This window comes from Cohnella abietis (assembly GCF_004295585.1).
GTDB lineage: Bacteria > Bacillota > Bacilli > Paenibacillales > Paenibacillaceae > Cohnella > Cohnella abietis.
Genome location: NZ_AP019400.1, coordinates 3,194,272 through 3,213,744, shown reverse-complemented (window position 1 = coordinate 3,213,744; position 19,473 = coordinate 3,194,272). Strand labels below are relative to the sequence as shown.

The window sequence follows — 19,473 nt, the reverse complement described above, 5'->3', positions numbered from 1 at the left end:
TGGGGTTGTACGATCGCACAAAAAAGTTATCCTCCATTGGATAGAAGAATAACTTTTTTGTGGCACTAATCTATTAATTGAGATCTCAAAAGCACCTTCCGACTTGCTAGCCTAACTCCCAACTCTCGCTCGTTTTTTCATAGATCGCCTTGTTAATTTGCTCGCGCTTGGAAAGCAGCCATTGCGCCTGCCGAGGATAAGTCCGGAAGGTTAATGCTTCACCCAGTCCCTCTTCTAGAATTCGCAGCGTTTCTTCTCTACCAATTAGCCCTTCAAGTAGCTTTAACGCACGCAAATCCTGCAAGGCTTCGAACAGCACTTTAAGCCGGATCGATTCGATTGGCCCACTCTCTCCTGGGTACACCAGGAACGCATCCCCTGAAGGGAAAGCCCCGTCTGCATCAGTCACCTCATAAGGATTAATCGGTCTGATAGAATATTGCGAATTCCAGAAATTATAACCCCAGTGAAGAAAGCCCTTCATATCGAACTTATACAATTGGGTGCCTAGTATCCGGTTTCTAGCGGAAGGCATATGGAAGAAGCGGTTAGCTACATCCTTGTATTGCGCACAGCAATAATAAGTCCACAATTCAGAAACTCCAGCATTCAGGAAAACCTCGACGTGATCGTTGGAGGGTATGGGGTGGCTAACCATCCCCTTCTCGTAAAATTCGTAATTCGACAAGGCATCAATTACTGGAAAGCCCTTCGTATGCTTTCGTACTTTCTCGCTTGCCGATCTGTATGATTCCAGATGCTCCTCATGGGGCTCATCTGATACATGAAAGAAGCAGCGCTTATCCAGTCCGTGGGAATGAATAAACTCAATCAATGCGGGTAAGAACGCATCCAAAAACTGTCCATATTCTTCACCCGTAGCATCCGTGTGCCAGCCAAATAAAGGAGCTTTAACACCTTCTTCGAGCACCACAATTTTCGGAGCGTGCTTGGCTCCCCATTGCGTAAACAAGTGGGAAAACTCAATATAATAAATGCCATTCCTGTCGCACATGTCAATCCATCTCTTCAGTCGTTCGAACCCGAACGAATAGATTCCGTTCACTCGACTCACATCGACCAGTTGCACAGTCGGACGCTCTCCCCCGATCTTAGTATCGAGAGGCGGAGTAAATAATGGAGTCAACAGCATGTTCACTCCATGACGGGAAGCCGTCGCTACATAGGCCTCAATTAATTGCCAGTGCAGCTCGCTGAAAACCTCCGTCTGGTAATGAGTCGCAAGGCAATCGGCATGGAACCATTCCGTGTGAATAAGCTCCTGCTCGGGCAAGACAACAGGAATAACATTCAAGCTAAAGCTATCGCGTCCCACAACCTCGCCTTCTTCGGCGACGAATTGTATCTCTACGGTATGCACTCCCGGTTTAACCTGAGTATCCAATGAAATTTCAACCCAAAGCGAACGCCATTGATTCGGAAACAGCTTGAACCTATTGTTCGGCTCTAGCGGATACAAGGGATCCGGATATAACCCCGGACTCATTCGAAGCACATGCTCGTCCGCATCTGCATATCCAGGAAGCTCCGATGGTACCAAACCAACTCTACGAACTGTTATAAGCCCGTTAAGCTCAGGCGAAGCTACCCTGACCTCTAATGAGAACGGTCTTGTCTGCTTCACACAGCGATAAGCAATTTGAAAAGAATAAACCTCTCCCAGCAATGCAGATCCTTCCCTGCAGCGTGGCTCCTGCAGCTTTTCATCCGGAAACACCTTCGCTAGCGAGCTCAAGCATTGGAATTCGAACAAACCATGTTCATAAGTCATTCGCTTCGCTCCCTTTCATCATTAAATCCGGTGCTTTGAAAGGCAGCCTTCAAATCTCTAATTAGATCCTCAGGCTCTTCTAACCCGATATATAACCTCACTATAGGAACATTACTCGCAGGAGGATCGACGATTCTTTCTTGTAAGGATACGAGGCTCTCATATCCTCCCCAGCTAAAGCCGATTCTGAAATAAGTCAGCCGATCAATAAACTTAATAAGCTTTTCTCTATCCAAGCCCGCCTCGAAAGAGAGCAAGCCGCCGTAACCGGACATTTGTTCCTCTGCCAATTGATGCTGAGGATGAGAAGAAAGGCCTGGGTAACGAACTCGAGCTATGAATGGCAAAGTCTCCAAATACGTCGCTACAGCGATAGCCCCACTCTGATGCCGCTCCATCCTCAGCGGCAAAGTTCTTAGCCCCCTCACGATCAAAGCTGCAATCTGTGGTTGCATAACCGACCCAAGCAAAATCAGCTCGTTGCGATCTAGCTCACCAATCAATTGCTCGCTTCCAATGACAACCCCACCCATCGCATCACTATGACCACCTATATACTTGGTAAGCGAATGGACGACAATATCGACGCCATATTTTAACGGATTCTGATAGCATGGGGTTGCCCACGTATTGTCGATAATGGTTCGAATACCGTGCCTACGAGCGAGCTCCACACAAGCCTTAAGGTTTTGCAGCTCGAACAGCAGGCTTGAAGGACTTTCCAAATAGAGCAGCTTCGTCTTCATGCCAATAGCTGCCTCAATGGCTGATAGATCCGAACCGTCCACGAAGTCGGCTTCAACCCCGAACCGTCGCATATAGTTTCCCATCAGCTTCCTAGCAGGCCTGTAAACCTGGTTCACGCAAACGATGTGGTCCCCCGCACGCACGACCGAAAGAACTGCCGCCGATATGGCCCCCATGCCTGTAGCGAAGCATCTCGCTCGTTCCCCACCTTCTAATAAGGCTAGCTTGCGCTCCAACTCGTTGACAGTAGGGTTATTACCGCGCGAATAAATGTAGCTGCCTTCTATATCCGCTCGATCCATCTTTGCAACGGAAGGGAACGTAAAGAGACTACTATCATATACAGGAACATGAACGGCACCGTAATGCCTATCGTCGTGCTCATCATGTGTCACAAGCGAATGCTGTCTTTGTCGTTCACTCACCTGGCATGTCCCCTTCATTATGTCAAATCTGTAGTTCGATAGCTATCAGACTGAGCAGCTTATCTCAGACGGTTAACCTAATTCTGGATAATCCTGCAGGACGACGACAGGCTTATTCGTCCCTTCCAATTCAAAGACCACAATCTCATTAAGACCTTCGCGCAGCAGCGGGCCGGGTACATAAAGTGTCCGTTGCGGTCCCTTCTCCCAATAACGTCCCAGGTTAAATCCATTTACGTAAACCACACCCTTAACCCAGCCATCAAGCTTCAGGAAAGTATCCGCAGCTCCATTCACTTGAAAAGTCCCTCTATAAAATGCTGGAGCAGCGTCTAGCTTAGAGGCATTTGCATTTTTATTTGCGTCCGTGTCTGCCATTATCGGCTCATATCGAATACCCGAAAGATCGTCCAAGGGTAAGCAACGAATCGTCCAGTTAAATAGAAATTGATTATATTGGCGAGCTCCTGCCTTTACACCCTCGGTTATCCCTTTAACGTCCCTCATCCGAGCGCCGTAATTAATCCGACCCATATTTTCAACAAGAATGCCCAGCTTAGCTCCTGAAGGAGGAACATCGACCGTAATCGCATCTCCCTCGCGCCAACGCTCGACTACTCCGCGATAAATTCCATCGACATAAATAAGCGCGCGGTCATGAACATCCTGAAGCATGATCTCGCAGTTCGTTTGAGGACCAGACAGCTCCGTCTCATACCAGATGAAACCGTAGTCCTGTCCAAGCCGCTCCATCGTTTCCGGAAAGACGCTTTGAATGGACACGCTCAAATCATCGAAGGAAAAAAACAACAGGGCACGTTCCGTCAGCTGCACGTCTCCGTAAGCTTTTTTCACCGAAGGTGGTGGCAAAGGCTCGTTAGGTACATCAGCGTATAACGCGATAACTTCCCTAATCGCCATGTACTTGTCGGTAATATCTCCCGCTTCGGACAATAGCGCGTTGTAATCGTAGCTCGTTACCGTCGGCTCATAGAAATCGATATGATTAGCCCCGTTGTAGAAGCCAAAGTTCGTTCCCCCATGGAACATATAGAAGTTAACTGAAGCGCCCATACGCAGTATTCGGTCCAATACATCCTTTACATCATCGTATCCACGGACATGATGCTGATCACCCCAATGATCAAACCAACCGTTCCAGTACTCCATACAGAATAGTGGCTTGTCAGGTTGAACTGCGAGTAGCTTCTCGAAGGCTTGCTCCGGCTTGGAGCCAAAATTAAGCGTAGCCAGCGTACTTGGAAGCGTACCTCCTTGGAGCATATAATCCTCCGGGCCATCAGAGGTGAACAGCAGGACATCCATTCCTCTGTCTAACATTCCTTGTCTCAAGTACTCCAAATAGTGCTTGTCATTTCCGTAGCTTCCATATTCGTTCTCTACCTGCATGGCTATAATTGGACCGCCAGATGTGCACAATAGCGGCTTAAGCTTCGGTAGCAGAACATCATAGTAGGCGTCAACCTTATCCAGGAAAGGCTGATGGCTACAACGTAATCTCATGTCCGAATCTGCAAGCAGCCATGATGGCAAACCTCCAAATTCCCATTCGGCACATATATAAGGGCTCGGGCGAACAATGACGAACAACCCTAACTCCTCAGCCAATCGGATGAACCGTTCGATATCAGCAATCCCTTCAAAACAAAACTGTCCTTCCTTTGGCTCGTGTAAATTCCACGCAACGTAGGTTTCCACCGTGTTAAAGCCGCAAGCCCTCAGCTTTCTTAGACGATCCTCCCAATATTCAGGCACAATCCGAAAATAATGCATCGCACCGCTAATAATACGCAAAGGCTTGCCGTCATATACAAACCCGTTTCCTTCGATTTCAAAAGAAGCCATTGTTCTCTCCCCTAACTATCCAGCGCACCCGCACGATACTCAAGTGGAGTGACGCCTACCATTCTCTTAAATAGCTTCTGAAAATAAATTTTATCGCCGTAACCGACGCTGTGGGCAATCTCGTAAACCTTCAGCCCCGGATGATCACGCAGAAACTGCTTGGCCTTCGCTATCCGAATCCCGTTCAAGCAATCTGTAATTGTTTCACCCGTCTCCCGGCTAAATACCTTGCTTATATAGCTCGCATTCAGACCGATTTCACCAGAAATAAATTTCAAATCTATTTCCCTGCAATACTCTTTCACTAGTAGCTTGCGAATTCGTTCTACTGTCGTTTTCTCTGCCGCCGGCACTTCAACCGTCGAAGTAGCCTCTTGCGTCCGGTCATGCTGGAGTGCGGCAAGCTTCTTCTCCTCGCATTGTGCGAGCAGCCGGAATACTTCAACCTTATCCATCGGCTTCAGTAAGTAATCCGTTGCTCCCGCTCTCATCGCCCGGCGGGCGTATTCGAAGTCATTGTAACCGCTTAGCATAATGATACAGAGATCGGGCAGCTTGCTTTTAGCCTGAGCAATAAAATCAAGCCCGTTCATCATTGGCATCTCGATATCCGTTAGAATAAGATCCAGATCCCCGGCATCCATGCTCGATATTTGCAGCAGCGCCTCAAGACCATTCGCATGCTGACCCGCTATTTCCAGCTCTCCCGGGTATCGGGTTAGAATCTTCACGATGCCTTGACGGATATGTTCCTCGTCATCAACAACCATCACCTTAAGCATAGCTAACCCTCCTCCCGCAATCGCTTGTCAGGCAGCCTGATCGTAACTCGGGTGCCCTTACTCTCACTACTCTCTACATGCAGACCGTACAATTCTCCATACTGGAGCTTGATGCGATCATTCACATTTCGAAGCCCAATGCCCTTCCCCGGAGGAAGCTCACGCGTTCCCGCCATATGCTCTTTAATCGCCTTGAGTCTCTGAGCATCCATTCCAATTCCGTTATCCGCAACGGTAAAAACAATATCCTCTCCCTCATGGAGGATCGAGATACGGATCGTTCCTTCTCCAAGCTTGTTCTTGAAGGCGTAATGAATAGCGTTCTCGACGATAGGTTGAAACATCAGCTTAATACAAGGAATGTCGTAGTCCTTAGGAGGAATGTCGATAGTCATCTGAAATTTATTCGAAAATCGAGTATTCTGCAGCAGCATGTAATTGTTCAGATGCTCAAGCTCTTGGCCGACGGTTACGCGTTGCTCCTCATGATTGACTCCATATCGAAGCAACTTTCCTAAAGTAAACGTCATATCGGCGACTTCCTCATCGTCATTCATCTCCGCTTTCATGCGTATCGTTTCCAGCGTGTTGTATATAAAATGCGGATTGATCTGACTCTGAAGCGCCGCGTACTCGGCTTCCTTCTTACGATTTTGCGTCCATTTAACCTCATCTAGCAGTTCTTTAACCCGAGTGACCATCACATTAAAATGCCTTCCAAGCATCCCGACCTCATCTCGATATCTTTGGTTAAAGCTGACATCCAGATTGCCCGTTTGCACTTCCTGCATGAGCATCTTGATCTTGATAAGCGGCCGAGTAAGCGCGTACGAAATGGCGATAGCAAATAGTAAAGCGATGGTTACAAAAACACCCGTTGTTAGTAGGGTTATGTTGCGCGTTACTGCCGCCTGACGCGTCGCCTCTTCTATGGGAATATAGACGAACATTTTCCAATTGGTCAGAGAGGACTTCGCATACGTACAAATGTATGATTTACCTTCCACTTCAATCGGAAAGGAGCCTCTATCTGCCTTGGCTAACAGAAGGGATTCATTGTTCGCCCAATTAGCAGTTGTTAGCTTACCTTCACTATCAAAAACGACCATATTACTCTCATCAACGAGGATCGTTTTCCCCTTGGTCACCTCATCGAAATCCTGAATCTGCCGATTAATCGCAGTAATGTTCGTATCGAAGACGATATAGCCGATAGGGCTCATATCAGAGGTCTGCTTAAGCTGCCTGATCACGGAGAAAGCGTAATAAGAGTCTTTGTACGTCGATATTTCTTTCGTGCTGACAAGCTGCGGTCGACCGCTGCCTAGCTGAGCAATCTGCTCCCAAACACCCTTTACTTCATCTAGGTTATTACGTTTAGACAAGGATTTAATGTTGTAATAGACTCTGCCATAATTATCAAAAACATATACCGACATCGTTTCCGGCTTAATTTTGTTTAAATTCTCGATATACATATCAATCGATTTACTTTTTTGCAATTCGATATTGGGGTCTGCCAGCATTCCGAGAAACTCTTTATTGTAGAGCGGCATCGCTGACATATTGTAGAGATCCGTGACATAATCGTCTAGCTTCAACAGCATCTTGGAGGTTGTCTCAGTCGCGTAAGCAATCGTGTTGTCCTTAATGGACCGCGTATAATAATAAGACGAAGCATAGCTAACCATTACAACAGGAAGGCAGACAAGAGAAAGGAATACAATAAGTAGCTTCTGCTGCATATTCAGATTGGCGAAGATGATCCATGACCTCTCAGCCGCCCTTCGGAATACGCTTCCTTTAGTCCCTTTCCCCATGTCCGTCCCCCCCTAGTTGTCCGAGATTGCAAGTACAGCTATTTTACTGCACCACTAACGATTCCGGCAAACACGTACTTCTGGAAGAACAAATATAGAACGACGATTGGGACCATAATCATTAGAATAGCCGCCGACATTAATTCCCATTCCGTACTGCGTTCCGACGAGAAGTTCATCAGGCTCGTAGAGACGACAACCAAGCTTCGGGACGGCATGTACAAGTAGGGAATGAACATATCATTGTAAATATCGATCGTCTTAATAATCGCGATAGTTGCCGTTGCTGGTGCCAGCAATGGGAAAATAATCGTACGGTAAATTCTGAACAAAGATGCGCCTTCCATCATTGCAGCCTCGTCCAATTCCCTCGGAATATTACGGATGAATTGCAAGTAGATGAAAATCTGCAGAACATTCGTCCCGAAGTGCAAGACGATTGACGCCCATATTGTGTTGTAGAGATGCAGATTATTAATGACTGTAAATGTTGCAACTTGAGTTGTAATCGTCGGAACAAAGGATACAGCGATATATGCTCCCATTACAGCCTTTTTCAATTTAAAATCGAAGCGACCGAGAACGAAGGCAACCATTGTTCCGAGCAAAATATTACCGATTACTGCAATTACGATAATCGTTATCGTATTCTTATAAGCCTTGTCCAGATGAGCCCGTTGCAGTACATCTATGAAGTTATCAAAATTCAGGAAGCTGGCTGGCAGCTTAAAGACGCTCGTCTGCGTAAATTCCTTCTTGTCCTTGAATGCGTTCATTACTAGAACATAGGGTGGAAAAACGATCACAGCGACGGCGATCCACATCATAATATGCTTAAGGAAAGATAACGGTTGGAATCGCATCGTATTCAATCTGACCACCTCCGAGTAACCATTCTCTGCACGCTTAGAATAACAATAACGGCGGCAATCAAGGTAAGGCTCATCGCGGAAGCCATTCCGAAGTTATTGAATTTGAACGCCATTTCGACCGTCTTCGTAAGGAAAGTATCACTTGCCCCCAGAGGTCCGCCTTTAGTTAACAAGAACGGCAGATCGAAGATTTCTAGCGTACCGATAATCGTTAGGAACAAATTTAGTTCAATGACTCTGACCATATTAGGCAGAACGACACGGAAAACGGTTTGTGTCCGAGAAGCACCATCAATTCGGGCTGCTTCAATTATGTCAGCAGGTACCGATTGCAGAGCCGCTAAATAAATGACCATATTAAGCCCTAGGAACTTCCAGAGAGTGATGAAGCCTAGAACATGGTTGACGATTTTCGGAGATCCAAACCAGCTAATCGCCAGTGAATCGAGTCCTACACTATGCAGCAACGTATTCAGCGAGCCATATTCCGAATTGAACACATAATTAAACATATAAGCCACGGCAACGCCGTTCATAATATAAGGCATAAACAGAAATACCCGATATGCGTTACGACCACGTAGTCGGGAGTTGAGCATTAGCGCGAATAATAAACCAAGCATGTTCTGTAGAAGACCCCAGCCTAAATAGACGAAATTGTGGGAAAAGGCTTGCCATATCTCCTTGTTGGCGAACACATCTTTGTAGTTAGCAAAACCTGCCCAGGTTTTGACCGGGCTATATCCATCCCAATTCATTAAGCTCAAATAGACAAGATAGACTGCCGGGTATAGAGAAAACAGGCAAAGTAATAGTAACGGAACAAACAGAAACAAAATGATCAGAATGCGCTTCTGCTGAACGTAGGTTAGATTGTTGACCATCGTCTCTCTCCTCTCCTGCCGATAAAAATAAGGACGACAAAATGGATGGTCCGGGGTGACCAGCCATCCACTTTGTCGGTCTTAGCAAATCTTTTGATATATAATTGTAGCTTTATTTGCCCGCTGCTTTAGCTGTTTTCCACTTCTTATTGTAGCCATCGAAAACATCCTGAAGGTTTCCTACTGTTGATTCTTGAATGAACTTAAACAGGTTGAATTGCATTTTGTTCTCTGCAGTTGTCACTTTCGTATCTACAGATTGAGCTTCTAACATCGTAGGATTGTAGCTCATGAACTCTGTCAGCTGCGGAAGATCCTGCTTCTTATCTTTAAGTGGAGAAATAATCATGTGATCCGCTTCGTCGCCGGACTCTTCCAGCATAAATTTAACGAACGCTTTGGCTAGCGGCTTGTTCTTGCTCTTAGCGCTGACAGCATAAGCCCAGTCATTACGCATCATGCCTTTAACAGTTCCACTGTTGTCATAAGGGAGCGGAGCGAATCCGATATCCTCAGACGGCAATCCCGCTGCAATAAGGTTAGAGAAGAACCAGTTACCGATGTACATCATAGCTGTTTTGCCATTTGCGATATCCTTCTGAGTCTGATCCCAGTTCGCGGAATAGATGTCCTTCTCCAAGTAGCCCTTATCATAAAGCTGTTTAAGAATACCTAAGCCTTGTCCATAAGGTCCGTCTACTGTGAACGGTGTGTCTGTGTTGATCTTATCGTTGCGTAAGCTCGTGCTTCCGTAGATAAACTCAGCCGGATCAGTCCAGTATTGCAGTGTCCATCCATCCTTGAAGGAAGTTGCCATTGGGACGATTCCTGCTGTCTTAAGCTTCTCAGAAATGGAGAATAGCTCGTCCAATGTTTTCGGAGGTGCTGTAACTCCGGCTTTCTCGAAAGCTTTCTTGTTGTATACAAGGCCATTGATCGCCGTTTGTTGCGTAATTCCGTAAAGCTTGCCTTCATAAGTGTTGTAGTCCTTGAAGTAGATATTGTCGTTTAGACCCAAATCATCTAGCGGCTCGTAAAATGTAGGCAAATCCGCCTTAGTTGTCTCAACTAGAGACAGCACGTCAGGCAATTCGTTACCTGCCATCCGCACACGAATCGTTTGCTCGTAATCCTTCAGACCCTCAATCTTCACTTTAGTTCCTGGATATTTCGCTTCAAACTTCTCTACGTATCTTTTCAGATCCGTGTCAACTAGCTCAGTACGATGGGTAGCCCAAGTGATCGTACCTTTCAATTCTGGATTTTCAGCACCTGCGGAAGCGGTTTCACTTGCGCCAGACTCAACCGATGGAGACGCCGATGGTGAGGCGTTAGAATTATTCCCCTTACCGCCGCATGCGGCTAACACAATCATACACATGGATAAAACAAGGGCAATCGTTACTGTTTTCTTCATCTCTTTATTTCCTCCCCATATGAGTTTGGCTTAGTTGCCTAAACCAATATTATGTTAAATTACATAACGTTAAAATGGTTTACTTTTGTTTTTATTGGTTAAAATTTGTTTCCGGAGATTTTTGAACATATTTTTCTCGATTGGTTTCGTTTACATTTTTACCTCTTAAATAATGAGTTATATTAATGTTACTTATAAGTTATATAATATAACATATAAGTGCTGCGATTGCTCATCATAATATCGTGCACGTAATGTTTATAAACATACATCGATTAGCACGAGAACCTTTGTGTAAGGCAATATACTCCAGAGAAACAAAAAAATACTAACCTTAGAAACCAATCAGGTTAGCATTCAGACAGGCTAACGCATTAGAAATAGCTGAGGAAAAGCTCAAAACCTCCCATGGTCTCGCTCGCCATTGAGGCAATGATCCAAACCACCCACTATCTCACAAATGAAGTACAATGTTTTTCAACGTTATTGGCTTCAAGTCCCGGCTTGAAATACGAAAGTAAGATGATTATCATCGCTATTGCTGCCCTTTTCATGTTGGACCTACCCATTATATCCCCATATAGAATGTTTTACATCGTTATCGGGTTGTTGGATCTGGCTTAGTCTCTCATTAGAGATGTTTTTCATCTTAGTTACTCTAAGACGGAGCCCAAAATCAAATCATTGACATCATAATTCCCTGCTGGTATATTGTGCATATACAATAGACACAATTCGAAAAGGAGTTGCTATATGCTGGCATTAGAAATAAAAAATCTAAATAAAAAGTATAAAAATTTCGAATTAAAAGATGTTACTTTTCAACTAGAGCAAGGTTACATTATGGGCTTCATCGGTACTAATGGGGCAGGAAAAACAACTACAATAAAATCAATAATGAACTTGACTCATGTTAGTAGCGGTGAGATAAGTATTTTGGGAAAGAACTTTATCGAAAACGAAATTGAATTGAAACAAGAAATTGGTTATGCATTTGGTGACATCAATTTTTATACTCGAAGCAAAATCAAAACATTAACCAATGTAGTCAAGAGGTTCTACAACAATTGGAATGAAGAGACCTATTACAATTATCTGAGAAGATTTAAATTGGATGAAAATAAAAAAGTAATTGAATTGTCAACCGGGATGAAAGTTAAATACAACCTGGCCCTCGCTTTATCCCATGGAGCAAAACTTCTTATCCTTGATGAACCAACAAGTGGACTTGACCCCGTTGCCAGAGACGATCTAATAGATATTTTTCAGGAGCTAGTTGTAGAAGGCGAAATTAGCATTCTCTTTTCAACTCATATTACATCCGACTTAGAAAAATGCGCAGATTATATTACGTTTATCAACAACGGACAAATTATCAATAGCTCTGAAAAGGAAGAATTTATCAACACGTATCGATTGCTAAGTGGTACAGAAAGTCAACTTAGCCTGGTGAAAAACCAATTAATTTCTTTCAAGGTTAATTCATTTGGATTTACAGGATTAATCCATTCTAAAGACTTTGATCCAGCTTCAGATATTAAGGCGACCCTGCCCAATCTTGAAGAGATCATGATCTATTTCTCGAAAAAGGAGGAAATGTATGTATAACTTACTGCTGAAAGAATTAAAGCTGGGAGTAAGTCCATTTTTTTATGTACTGCCCTTTCTGACAGGAGCCTTAATGCTCATTCCAGGATGGTTATACTTTATCGTATTCTTATATTTTTTCAGCATTACTGTACCGAATATGTTTGGAGGTTATAAAACCCAGAATGATTTAATTTTCTCAATTATGATGCCCGTAACTAGAAAAGACATTATAAAAGCCAGAGTGGCAGTTATTGTGATTTTAGAATTATTGCATATTGTTACCGCAGTCATCTATGGCATGATTAGTACTCTCTTGTATCCGAATTTGAAGTACTTATTCTTTGGACCGACCATAGGTTTTTGGGGTCTCTGTTTTGTCATGGTTGCTATCTTCAACATTATTTTTATATCCATGTATTACAAGACAGCATATAAGTATGGTGCCCCAACGATTGCAGCGATTACAGGTGCTATGCTGTTTGCCGGTGGCGCAGAATGGATGGGAATAAGTAATTCTTTTGTGTTTGAACTTTTCAAAGGAACTGGTGCTGATAATATGGTAAGTCAAATATCAATTCTGATCGCAGGAATCGCAATATTCGCAGCATTCACCATTACCGCTTATCATATTGCCATTAAGCGATTTAAGAATGTGGAAATATAATGAACATAGCTATTTCAAACACATCTGAAAAACCAATCTATCAGCAGCTTTTTGAACAAATCAGCGCTCAAATTTTCAAGGGTGAATTAGAAAATGGTTATTGTTTACCACCAATACGACAAGCAGCCAAGGAACTTCGTATAAGTATCATCACTGTAAAAAAAGCATGGGAAGAGCTGGAACGAAGTGGTTTGATTTATACAATAACGGGTAAAGGGTGCTTTGTTGCCGAGCTTTCCCGCGAGGACATGCTCCAAAAACGTAATGAGATGATCTTAAGTAAAATGGTTACCGACATTTCCTATTACAAATCCTTCGGTCTCACCATAGAAGAAGTTGTTGAGCTTTTGAAGAAGGTTTATTGAAAGCTTTCGTTATGAACCTCCGGCAAAAGCAGATTTGCTCTTGCCGGAGTATCCTAATTCAAATCAATTACTTTGCCTGTAATAACATCATGTTCATCCCTGTAAAATTGAAGTGCCATGTAATTCCCTTCGCCCCCACTGATGTTAACGGCATCGGATAAACCCGTTTGACCTTCCGCAAACAACATATCAGGGGATATCTTAACGATCCGATCATTATACTCATAATTAATTAGACCTTTATCATCATAGGTCACTTCTTTAACAGATTCGGGGATGACCTTTCCGTCGGGTATTCTTTTCTTTAATTGTGCAAATTTGTTTGCCAATTCCGCTTCCTCAGCCTCAAGAGCGCCCCCCTCATTTGCAGTGTCGACTGACGGTTCCTTCAACAGCTCCTGCAAATAAGCGTCGGCCTTGGCTGGGTCTGCTTTGGATTTGTCCAGCGGAAGATCGAATACAACCGATATTCCTTTAGCATCCACTTTAGGGCTTATTACACCTGTGTCTTCGTCATAAACAAACGATTGGTTGTTATAGAATGCGTCGCTGCTGACAGCCATATATACTCCTCTATCGGCAAACATCTCCACTCCATCGCATTCAATCAATCTATACATAATTCCGTCACGTACAATCTCCTGGTAACCGCCATTCATAGACATGATGTTTACCTGCCACGGCTTCTGACCTTTAATGAGAGGCGAAATTAAGAACGACTCCTTACCGTATTCTGGGCTACTTGTATCCGGCATTGGGCTGCTATCCTGCCTGGAGATGGATACAACAGCATATGTTCTGTCGGGATAAACATCCTGAGCAGAACTGCTGAATTCGCTCAGCCCTGACCCGGAGACGATACCGTGTAATGTAATGTTATAATCGCCTGAAGCGATCGTTTGATTAATTTCGATGGCGTCTTTGCTTTCAAAGGCCTCGGCCAGACTACGATCTCCTAGATGCTCAGCAATCTCCTTGGAGCTGAAAAGCTGCGTCGCCGCGTAAGCCGTTATGGACATGACAATTGTGAATACGACAACCAACAACCCTACGGAAATCCGCTTCCTATGACCACGTTTCATTCGAGTTCTCTCCTTAAAACGATTAATAATACTTTGATTCAACTCCTCCTCGGGTTCCACGGCCGAAGCGAGGGCTTGTTTGAGTATCCGGTCCCACTTTTCGGAATCATTCATGGGGATTCAACCTCCAATATCTCTTTCATAGCCTTTCGTGCCTTGAAAAGCCTGCTTTTGACTGTGCCCGGTGGAATCCTCAGTGCTACCGAAACCTCATCGATAGACATTTCTGCGGTATAGTACATTAATAGTGGAATTTTTAGCTTATCATTCAACTTGTCTGTAGCAGCTCGAATCATGCTATGTAGCTCATTGGATAACACAGCTTCCTCAGGCGTTATTTCTTCATTCGTACAGCAGATCTTGTCTGCAGCCTCATTAAGCACTACTGTGGGCGCAATCCTCTGCCTCCAGGCAAATTTCCGGCGTTTGTTTTTGCGCAACTGGATAGCAATAGAAATGAGAAACGCCTTTGGATTTTGATTCATATCCATCTTATGACGAACTTCCATCGCTTTAAGGAAGGTTTCCTGATAGAGATCATCCGTATCCGCCTTATTGCCCGCAAGCCTATAGCAGAATCCGTATATCGCTTTACCATGCTGCTTTACAAGATCACTCAACTCTTCGATATCCAAGTAGCTACTCCTCTCCGAATGGCCATTCACCTATATATTGTAATAACCTTGTAAATGGTTCACTAGTAGGTATAATATCGTCGAGTTCGCTGTAAAACAAAAGAGAAACCCGATGTCTTTGAGAAAGACTTGGGTTCCTCTACAATTTGATAACCACTTCCTATGAAGTTGTTTGAGTTTATGATTTGGTAGAGCCAAGGGGGATCGAATCTCTGAGCTCAACGCTACTAGTGTGCTGTCTCCCACATTGCTCAGTTTCACTACCTAATTTATCAGATAGACGTTCTTACCAATCGTCCGAAATCAGGAGGACGGTGCATGTATTTTGAATTTCCAAATTCATTTTCACCAGTTGTTTGAACTTTCCAAACCTCATTTATTGGTAAATGTACAGAAACTGCTGCTTGTATTTCATTTCCACTAATTTGCAATACTTGTCGTTTATTGCGATCACGTAACGGTGTAAAAGCAGCAGACCCACCATAATAGCCTGTGTTGCAGATTATTACGTTACAAAGAAGCATTCGTTGCATTGTATCTGCTATTGAAATGAAACCACTAACATCCTTATTATAAGTAAGAACAAAAAGTGTTTGTATTTGGCTTTGTAAAATAGCTTGTACAGGTAGGTTTAGAAAATCATAGCAGATGAGTACCGCGAAATTACCCAATTTATTACTCTTAAACATATATATACGATTTCCATTAACAAAATCATATCCATGATCTTCAAGATTTTTTTCTTCCTCTGGAGCAGGATTCAGCTTGGGAACGGTAATTACTGTCGCATTTCCACCTAAACTCTTGTTATTTTGATAAAGATTATCCGGTATGACGACAAACGCTTCATTACGTAATCGCTGAGTTCCCGTTGGAGAAAGATGTTTGTCTACTCCGTATTCTAGACCTCCCATTATTATTCTCCCATAACGAACTGCTCTTTCCTTGATATGACTGAATAAATATCTACGTGGAAGAAAGAATTCAGGCAACATTACAAAGTGAGCTCCATCTTGATCCGAAATCTGCAAAATAGTATCAAGAAGATCTAGTTGTAACTCTGGTTTTTTAAATTTAAATCCATTCAAATTATCAAGATTTTTCATCAAATGACGTTCGTGCATTGATTGCCCTATTGTCACAGTAATTTTTTCAATTAGCTCTTCCTCCATACCACTACTCCTTTACTAACTTATCTATATCAATAAAACGAATTTCTCGCAAACCAGTCTCACCAATGAAAAATCTCTTCTTTAAAACAGCAAGATGCTCTTCTAAACGTGTAAGATACTCTGTCACTTTCATAATTGGTTCTTTTTCTAGTGGAAGTAGTGGAAGTTCGACCCCCTTTTTTGAATTAAGATTATTGTAAAAGGGGTTTTGATAATTCATCGAGCCAGTGATTATTTCAGCTAGTGCAGTTGAAGGAAATTCAGCTTGAGCTACTACATCAGATATTTTATTCCAACCTCTTAATCTAGAAATTCCAGTTAAACGTGATCTGAATTTTCTATTTGAAATTAGTCTCAACATTAACATTGATAAAGCATAATTGAGAAGGTATTCATCGTCTATAAAAAATGTTTTTGTATAAGCCCATGCACTTAGATAATACTCTGAATAGATAACATAATTTTCAGTGAATTCAAATTTAAATTCTCCGTTTTCATGCCGCCAATTTTTCCAGTCCTCAATCTTAATTGCAATACGGTTCAAACTCACTTTTGTCAATAACTCCGGCATATTAAAGGAAAAAATATCAAAATTGCTTTTATCATCCTTTTTTTCTTTTATATTTATTAAAAATGATTTTCCAATTTGAATGAGCATAGAAGTTATTTCAGCTTCGGTAAGTGGCAGTAGCTCAATCTGCATTTTTTTTGTCTCTACCCGTTGAGGGACAATATTAATTATCTCTAACCAATCTTGGAGAGGTATATAAGAAGAGTTTTCTTTTTTTGCAAATGTTGGATTTTTTCCAATAATACCGTTTTCAAGTATTAATTCTCTTTCAATTTCTTTTAAATTTGCTATGCGGCTAGTTAAATACTTTCGAATGCGATAATCTTCAGGAATAGAGCGTAGCGCTTTTAGAAAACGATCTGAGAACTTCAGATCTGATTGACTAGCCCATAGAGTGATAGCTTGGTTAAGAATTTCAATAACACCATTGAAGATAGGTACAATTCTTACTGATTCCTCATCGTCTTGATGTAGTTCATTATCTTCAAAAAAACAACTAATTTGCAGTTCTGATATTTCTAACAATCTACGGTAACCAAATATAGTAATCTCACTTTCTCGTCCTTCCGAAATCTCAATCCAGACACGTTCGTGACCATTCAACTTCCACTTCCAAGCTTTTTGGGTATTAGATAAATTTCTCCAAACCCATTTGATCCAATTTTCTTCACCGGATAAATAGGCATCATTTTGTCCTCTCAACCGGTTACGCTTCCATATTTGACTCATAATAGCTACTAGAACAGAATCTTTACCACACTCTGTATCTTGATTCATGAGTTTAAACAAATTATATGCACGATTAACACTTTGCATTTTGTTTATCTTAAATAAATTTAAGTCAGTTTGAATCTCACTATTTGTAAAAAGCCAATAAATTGCGTATTGTTCATGCCATGTTGGAACTTCATTGTCCTCATACCAATTGGAAACCTGTTCAAATATAATCGTTCTCATTCTAATGCGATTCTCTTCAGTCAAATTCATCCAAATGTCTGAAATAGCAAATAAAATATGTGTGCGTATATAACCACCATAAAATCCTGGTAACTCAACTTTATCCGTTTTCTTTGCCGATTTAAACATTTCTATAATATATTTTTCAGTAGTATCATCAAATGGTAACTCCATTAGGTGAAGTATATAACAGTTAACAAGAGACATTTTGAATGGATACTTCATGAATGATCTCTTTAATGTCTCTGTAATGTTTTGACTCACACTCAACCCGCGATCCTGAGCATCCTTAGCAGCTTTTCGAATCCGCCAAGCAGCAAATGATGACTTTGTATCTCCTCGGATTTCAGCATCTGCAAATTCGGTATTCACAAGATCCATCAACTCTGAGAGATATTTTTCAAGTTCATCACCTCGCATTGCACGAACTTGTTGTTCACCAAGTTGTGAAAGTTTATCAATTAATGCAGTAGAACTTGGAAGGGCATCATACCTCCCTATTTTTGGGCATTGAGTATCTTCCTTAAAGAATTGTCCGACCAATTCATTAGCTTGTATTATGGTCAAACTCTCCATTTCACCTAGCAAACTCTTTACTAAATCTTCTTTCAATTTTGGCTTCGTTTTATCTTCTGATAGTTTTAACCCAATAGAATCTAGCAAATCTTTAATTTTTTTCATGCCTTCAAAGATAACTGATTCGTTGTTAGATATGATCATTATATCGTCAGTATAGCGTGTCAAAAATGTGGTGAAACCTTCATCTGTTTTCTCTTTTAAATAATTATCCATCGGATGATCTAACCATTTTGTTAACACACAGTTTGCCAGGAATCCTGAAGCAATTAAACCTGTCGGTAACGTTTCATAAGTTGAATTTTTTCTAATTTCATCAATTCCAATACTTTTAATCTCTTCATCTAGTAAACAACTTAAATCAGAACGTATTTTACATAAACTACCAAATAATTTCAACCATTTATTACACTTTTCATTGTTTATGACACCTAGATTACTCAATTCATTTAAGCGTTCCTTTAATACATCCTCAACTACATTCATTTTTAGACTAGGATAAAATTTTGTAATATCAGCTTGTCCATAAAATGCAATTGGAGATTCCTTTAGTACTCGTTCAAAATATTCTTCCTGTTTCTTTCTTTGCAAACGAAGACTTCTTTGAAAACTTTCATAAAGCTCGTTATGTGTGTAGTTAATCATAAATCTTTGAAAAACGTATGTATTTTCTTCAAGAGATGGATAATATTTTCGTCGTAAACGATTATTACAGCTCCAATCGACCATCCATTTCAAGTCAAAATTATCTGTAACGTAATCATCTGCCATTAAACTGTAATCATTTGTGTCAAAATATTCACCAATTGTCAATACAATAGTAGCCCATACCACTTGATCGCGAAATGATATCTTTGCCATAGGTCGGAGCTTTAATTCGTCACCATTAGCCCCTTTTGGAAACCCATAGATAATGGGTGGTGTTATTCCGTAGAACAAAGAACTAACTTCTTCTTGAATGTCCGATAAATTCTTTTCTAGTTCAAGTTCAAATTCTTTTATTTCAATAGGGTCATAGAACCCCTGCTGCTTGACAAAACTTCTAGCCTTTTTCCAACCAAAATAATAATAGTGTAATGGAATCTCATCAGGAGAATATAATATGCTACTCATTTCATGCCACCTTTTGACTATAGATGTATGTATTTTATTTCCTATATTGTATCATTAAATATAAATTACTTGTAATAATGTATGTTGATACTAAATTAAGAATTATTTTAATCTGCAATACTTATCCATTTGGCGAGTCATCT

Annotated in this window: 15 protein-coding genes; 3 read left to right on the top strand and 12 right to left on the bottom strand. The window is 41.8% G+C overall.

The features are described 5' to 3' along the window. Window positions 1-106: 106 nt before the first annotated feature. From KCTCHS21_RS13690 to KCTCHS21_RS13655, 8 genes are all read right to left on the bottom strand, one after another. Window positions 107-1,792 (bottom strand): DUF4091 domain-containing protein, encoded by a 1,686-nt coding sequence (locus KCTCHS21_RS13690; RefSeq protein WP_130609006.1) that lies wholly within the window; start codon window positions 1,790-1,792, stop codon window positions 107-109. Further along, a complete protein-coding gene (locus tag KCTCHS21_RS13685) occupies window positions 1,789-2,964 on the bottom strand; it encodes a trans-sulfuration enzyme family protein (RefSeq protein WP_232058187.1) in 1,176 nt (391 codons plus the stop codon). Before KCTCHS21_RS13685 ends, KCTCHS21_RS13690 begins: the two co-directional genes overlap by 4 nt. A 72-nt stretch (window positions 2,965-3,036) precedes the next feature. Continuing rightward, a complete protein-coding gene (locus tag KCTCHS21_RS13680; protein WP_130609000.1) occupies window positions 3,037-4,830 on the bottom strand; it encodes a glycoside hydrolase family 35 protein in 1,794 nt (597 codons plus the stop codon). Between the two features lie 11 nt (window positions 4,831-4,841). Continuing rightward, window positions 4,842-5,612, bottom strand: a complete 771-nt coding sequence (locus KCTCHS21_RS13675) for a response regulator transcription factor (protein ID WP_130608997.1) — start codon at window positions 5,610-5,612, stop codon at window positions 4,842-4,844. A 2-nt stretch (window positions 5,613-5,614) separates the two neighbouring features. Then, window positions 5,615-7,432, bottom strand: a complete 1,818-nt coding sequence (locus tag KCTCHS21_RS13670; RefSeq protein WP_130608994.1) for a sensor histidine kinase — start codon at window positions 7,430-7,432, stop codon at window positions 5,615-5,617. Between the two features lie 38 nt (window positions 7,433-7,470). Next, window positions 7,471-8,295: a carbohydrate ABC transporter permease gene (locus KCTCHS21_RS13665; RefSeq protein ID WP_130616503.1), complete on the bottom strand. Its 825-nt coding sequence runs from the start codon at window positions 8,293-8,295 to the stop codon at window positions 7,471-7,473. A 5-nt stretch (window positions 8,296-8,300) separates the two neighbouring features. Further along, on the bottom strand, window positions 8,301-9,188 hold the full coding sequence (locus KCTCHS21_RS13660; protein ID WP_130608991.1) for a carbohydrate ABC transporter permease: 888 nt from the start codon (window positions 9,186-9,188) through the stop codon (window positions 8,301-8,303). Between the two features lie 112 nt (window positions 9,189-9,300). Then, on the bottom strand, window positions 9,301-10,605 hold the full coding sequence (locus tag KCTCHS21_RS13655; protein WP_130608988.1) for an ABC transporter substrate-binding protein: 1,305 nt from the start codon (window positions 10,603-10,605) through the stop codon (window positions 9,301-9,303). A 753-nt stretch (window positions 10,606-11,358) separates the two neighbouring features. On the opposite strand from KCTCHS21_RS13655, the gene KCTCHS21_RS13650 reads away from it, so the two are divergent. The 3 genes from KCTCHS21_RS13650 to KCTCHS21_RS13640 are packed head-to-tail and all read left to right on the top strand — an operon-like array spanning window position 11,359 to window position 13,224. Beyond that, window positions 11,359-12,213 carry an ABC transporter ATP-binding protein gene (locus tag KCTCHS21_RS13650; RefSeq protein WP_130608985.1) on the top strand — a complete coding sequence of 285 codons (855 nt, stop codon included), beginning with the start codon at window positions 11,359-11,361 and terminating at the stop codon, window positions 12,211-12,213. After that, window positions 12,206-12,859: an ABC-2 transporter permease gene (locus KCTCHS21_RS13645; RefSeq protein ID WP_130608982.1), complete on the top strand. Its 654-nt coding sequence runs from the start codon at window positions 12,206-12,208 to the stop codon at window positions 12,857-12,859. Before KCTCHS21_RS13650 ends, KCTCHS21_RS13645 begins: the two co-directional genes overlap by 8 nt. Beyond that, window positions 12,859-13,224: a GntR family transcriptional regulator gene (locus KCTCHS21_RS13640; protein ID WP_130608979.1), complete on the top strand. Its 366-nt coding sequence runs from the start codon at window positions 12,859-12,861 to the stop codon at window positions 13,222-13,224. Before KCTCHS21_RS13645 ends, KCTCHS21_RS13640 begins: the two co-directional genes overlap by 1 nt. Before the next feature lie 53 nt (window positions 13,225-13,277). On the opposite strand, the gene KCTCHS21_RS13635 is transcribed toward KCTCHS21_RS13640, so the two are convergent. The 4 genes from KCTCHS21_RS13635 to KCTCHS21_RS13620 form a co-directional block, all read right to left on the bottom strand. Beyond that, window positions 13,278-14,420 carry a hypothetical protein gene (locus tag KCTCHS21_RS13635; protein WP_130608975.1) on the bottom strand — a complete coding sequence of 381 codons (1,143 nt, stop codon included), beginning with the start codon at window positions 14,418-14,420 and terminating at the stop codon, window positions 13,278-13,280. Next, complete coding sequence (locus tag KCTCHS21_RS13630) at window positions 14,417-14,941, bottom strand: RNA polymerase sigma factor (protein WP_130608972.1); 525 nt, start codon at window positions 14,939-14,941, stop codon at window positions 14,417-14,419. The genes KCTCHS21_RS13635 and KCTCHS21_RS13630 overlap by 4 nt, the downstream gene beginning before the upstream one ends. Before the next feature lie 272 nt (window positions 14,942-15,213). Next, window positions 15,214-16,113 carry a carbon-nitrogen hydrolase family protein gene (locus tag KCTCHS21_RS13625; RefSeq protein WP_130608969.1) on the bottom strand — a complete coding sequence of 300 codons (900 nt, stop codon included), beginning with the start codon at window positions 16,111-16,113 and terminating at the stop codon, window positions 15,214-15,216. Between the two features lie 4 nt (window positions 16,114-16,117). Next, a complete protein-coding gene (locus tag KCTCHS21_RS13620) occupies window positions 16,118-19,330 on the bottom strand; it encodes an RNA-directed DNA polymerase (RefSeq protein ID WP_130608966.1) in 3,213 nt (1,070 codons plus the stop codon). Window positions 19,331-19,473 lie beyond the last annotated feature (143 nt).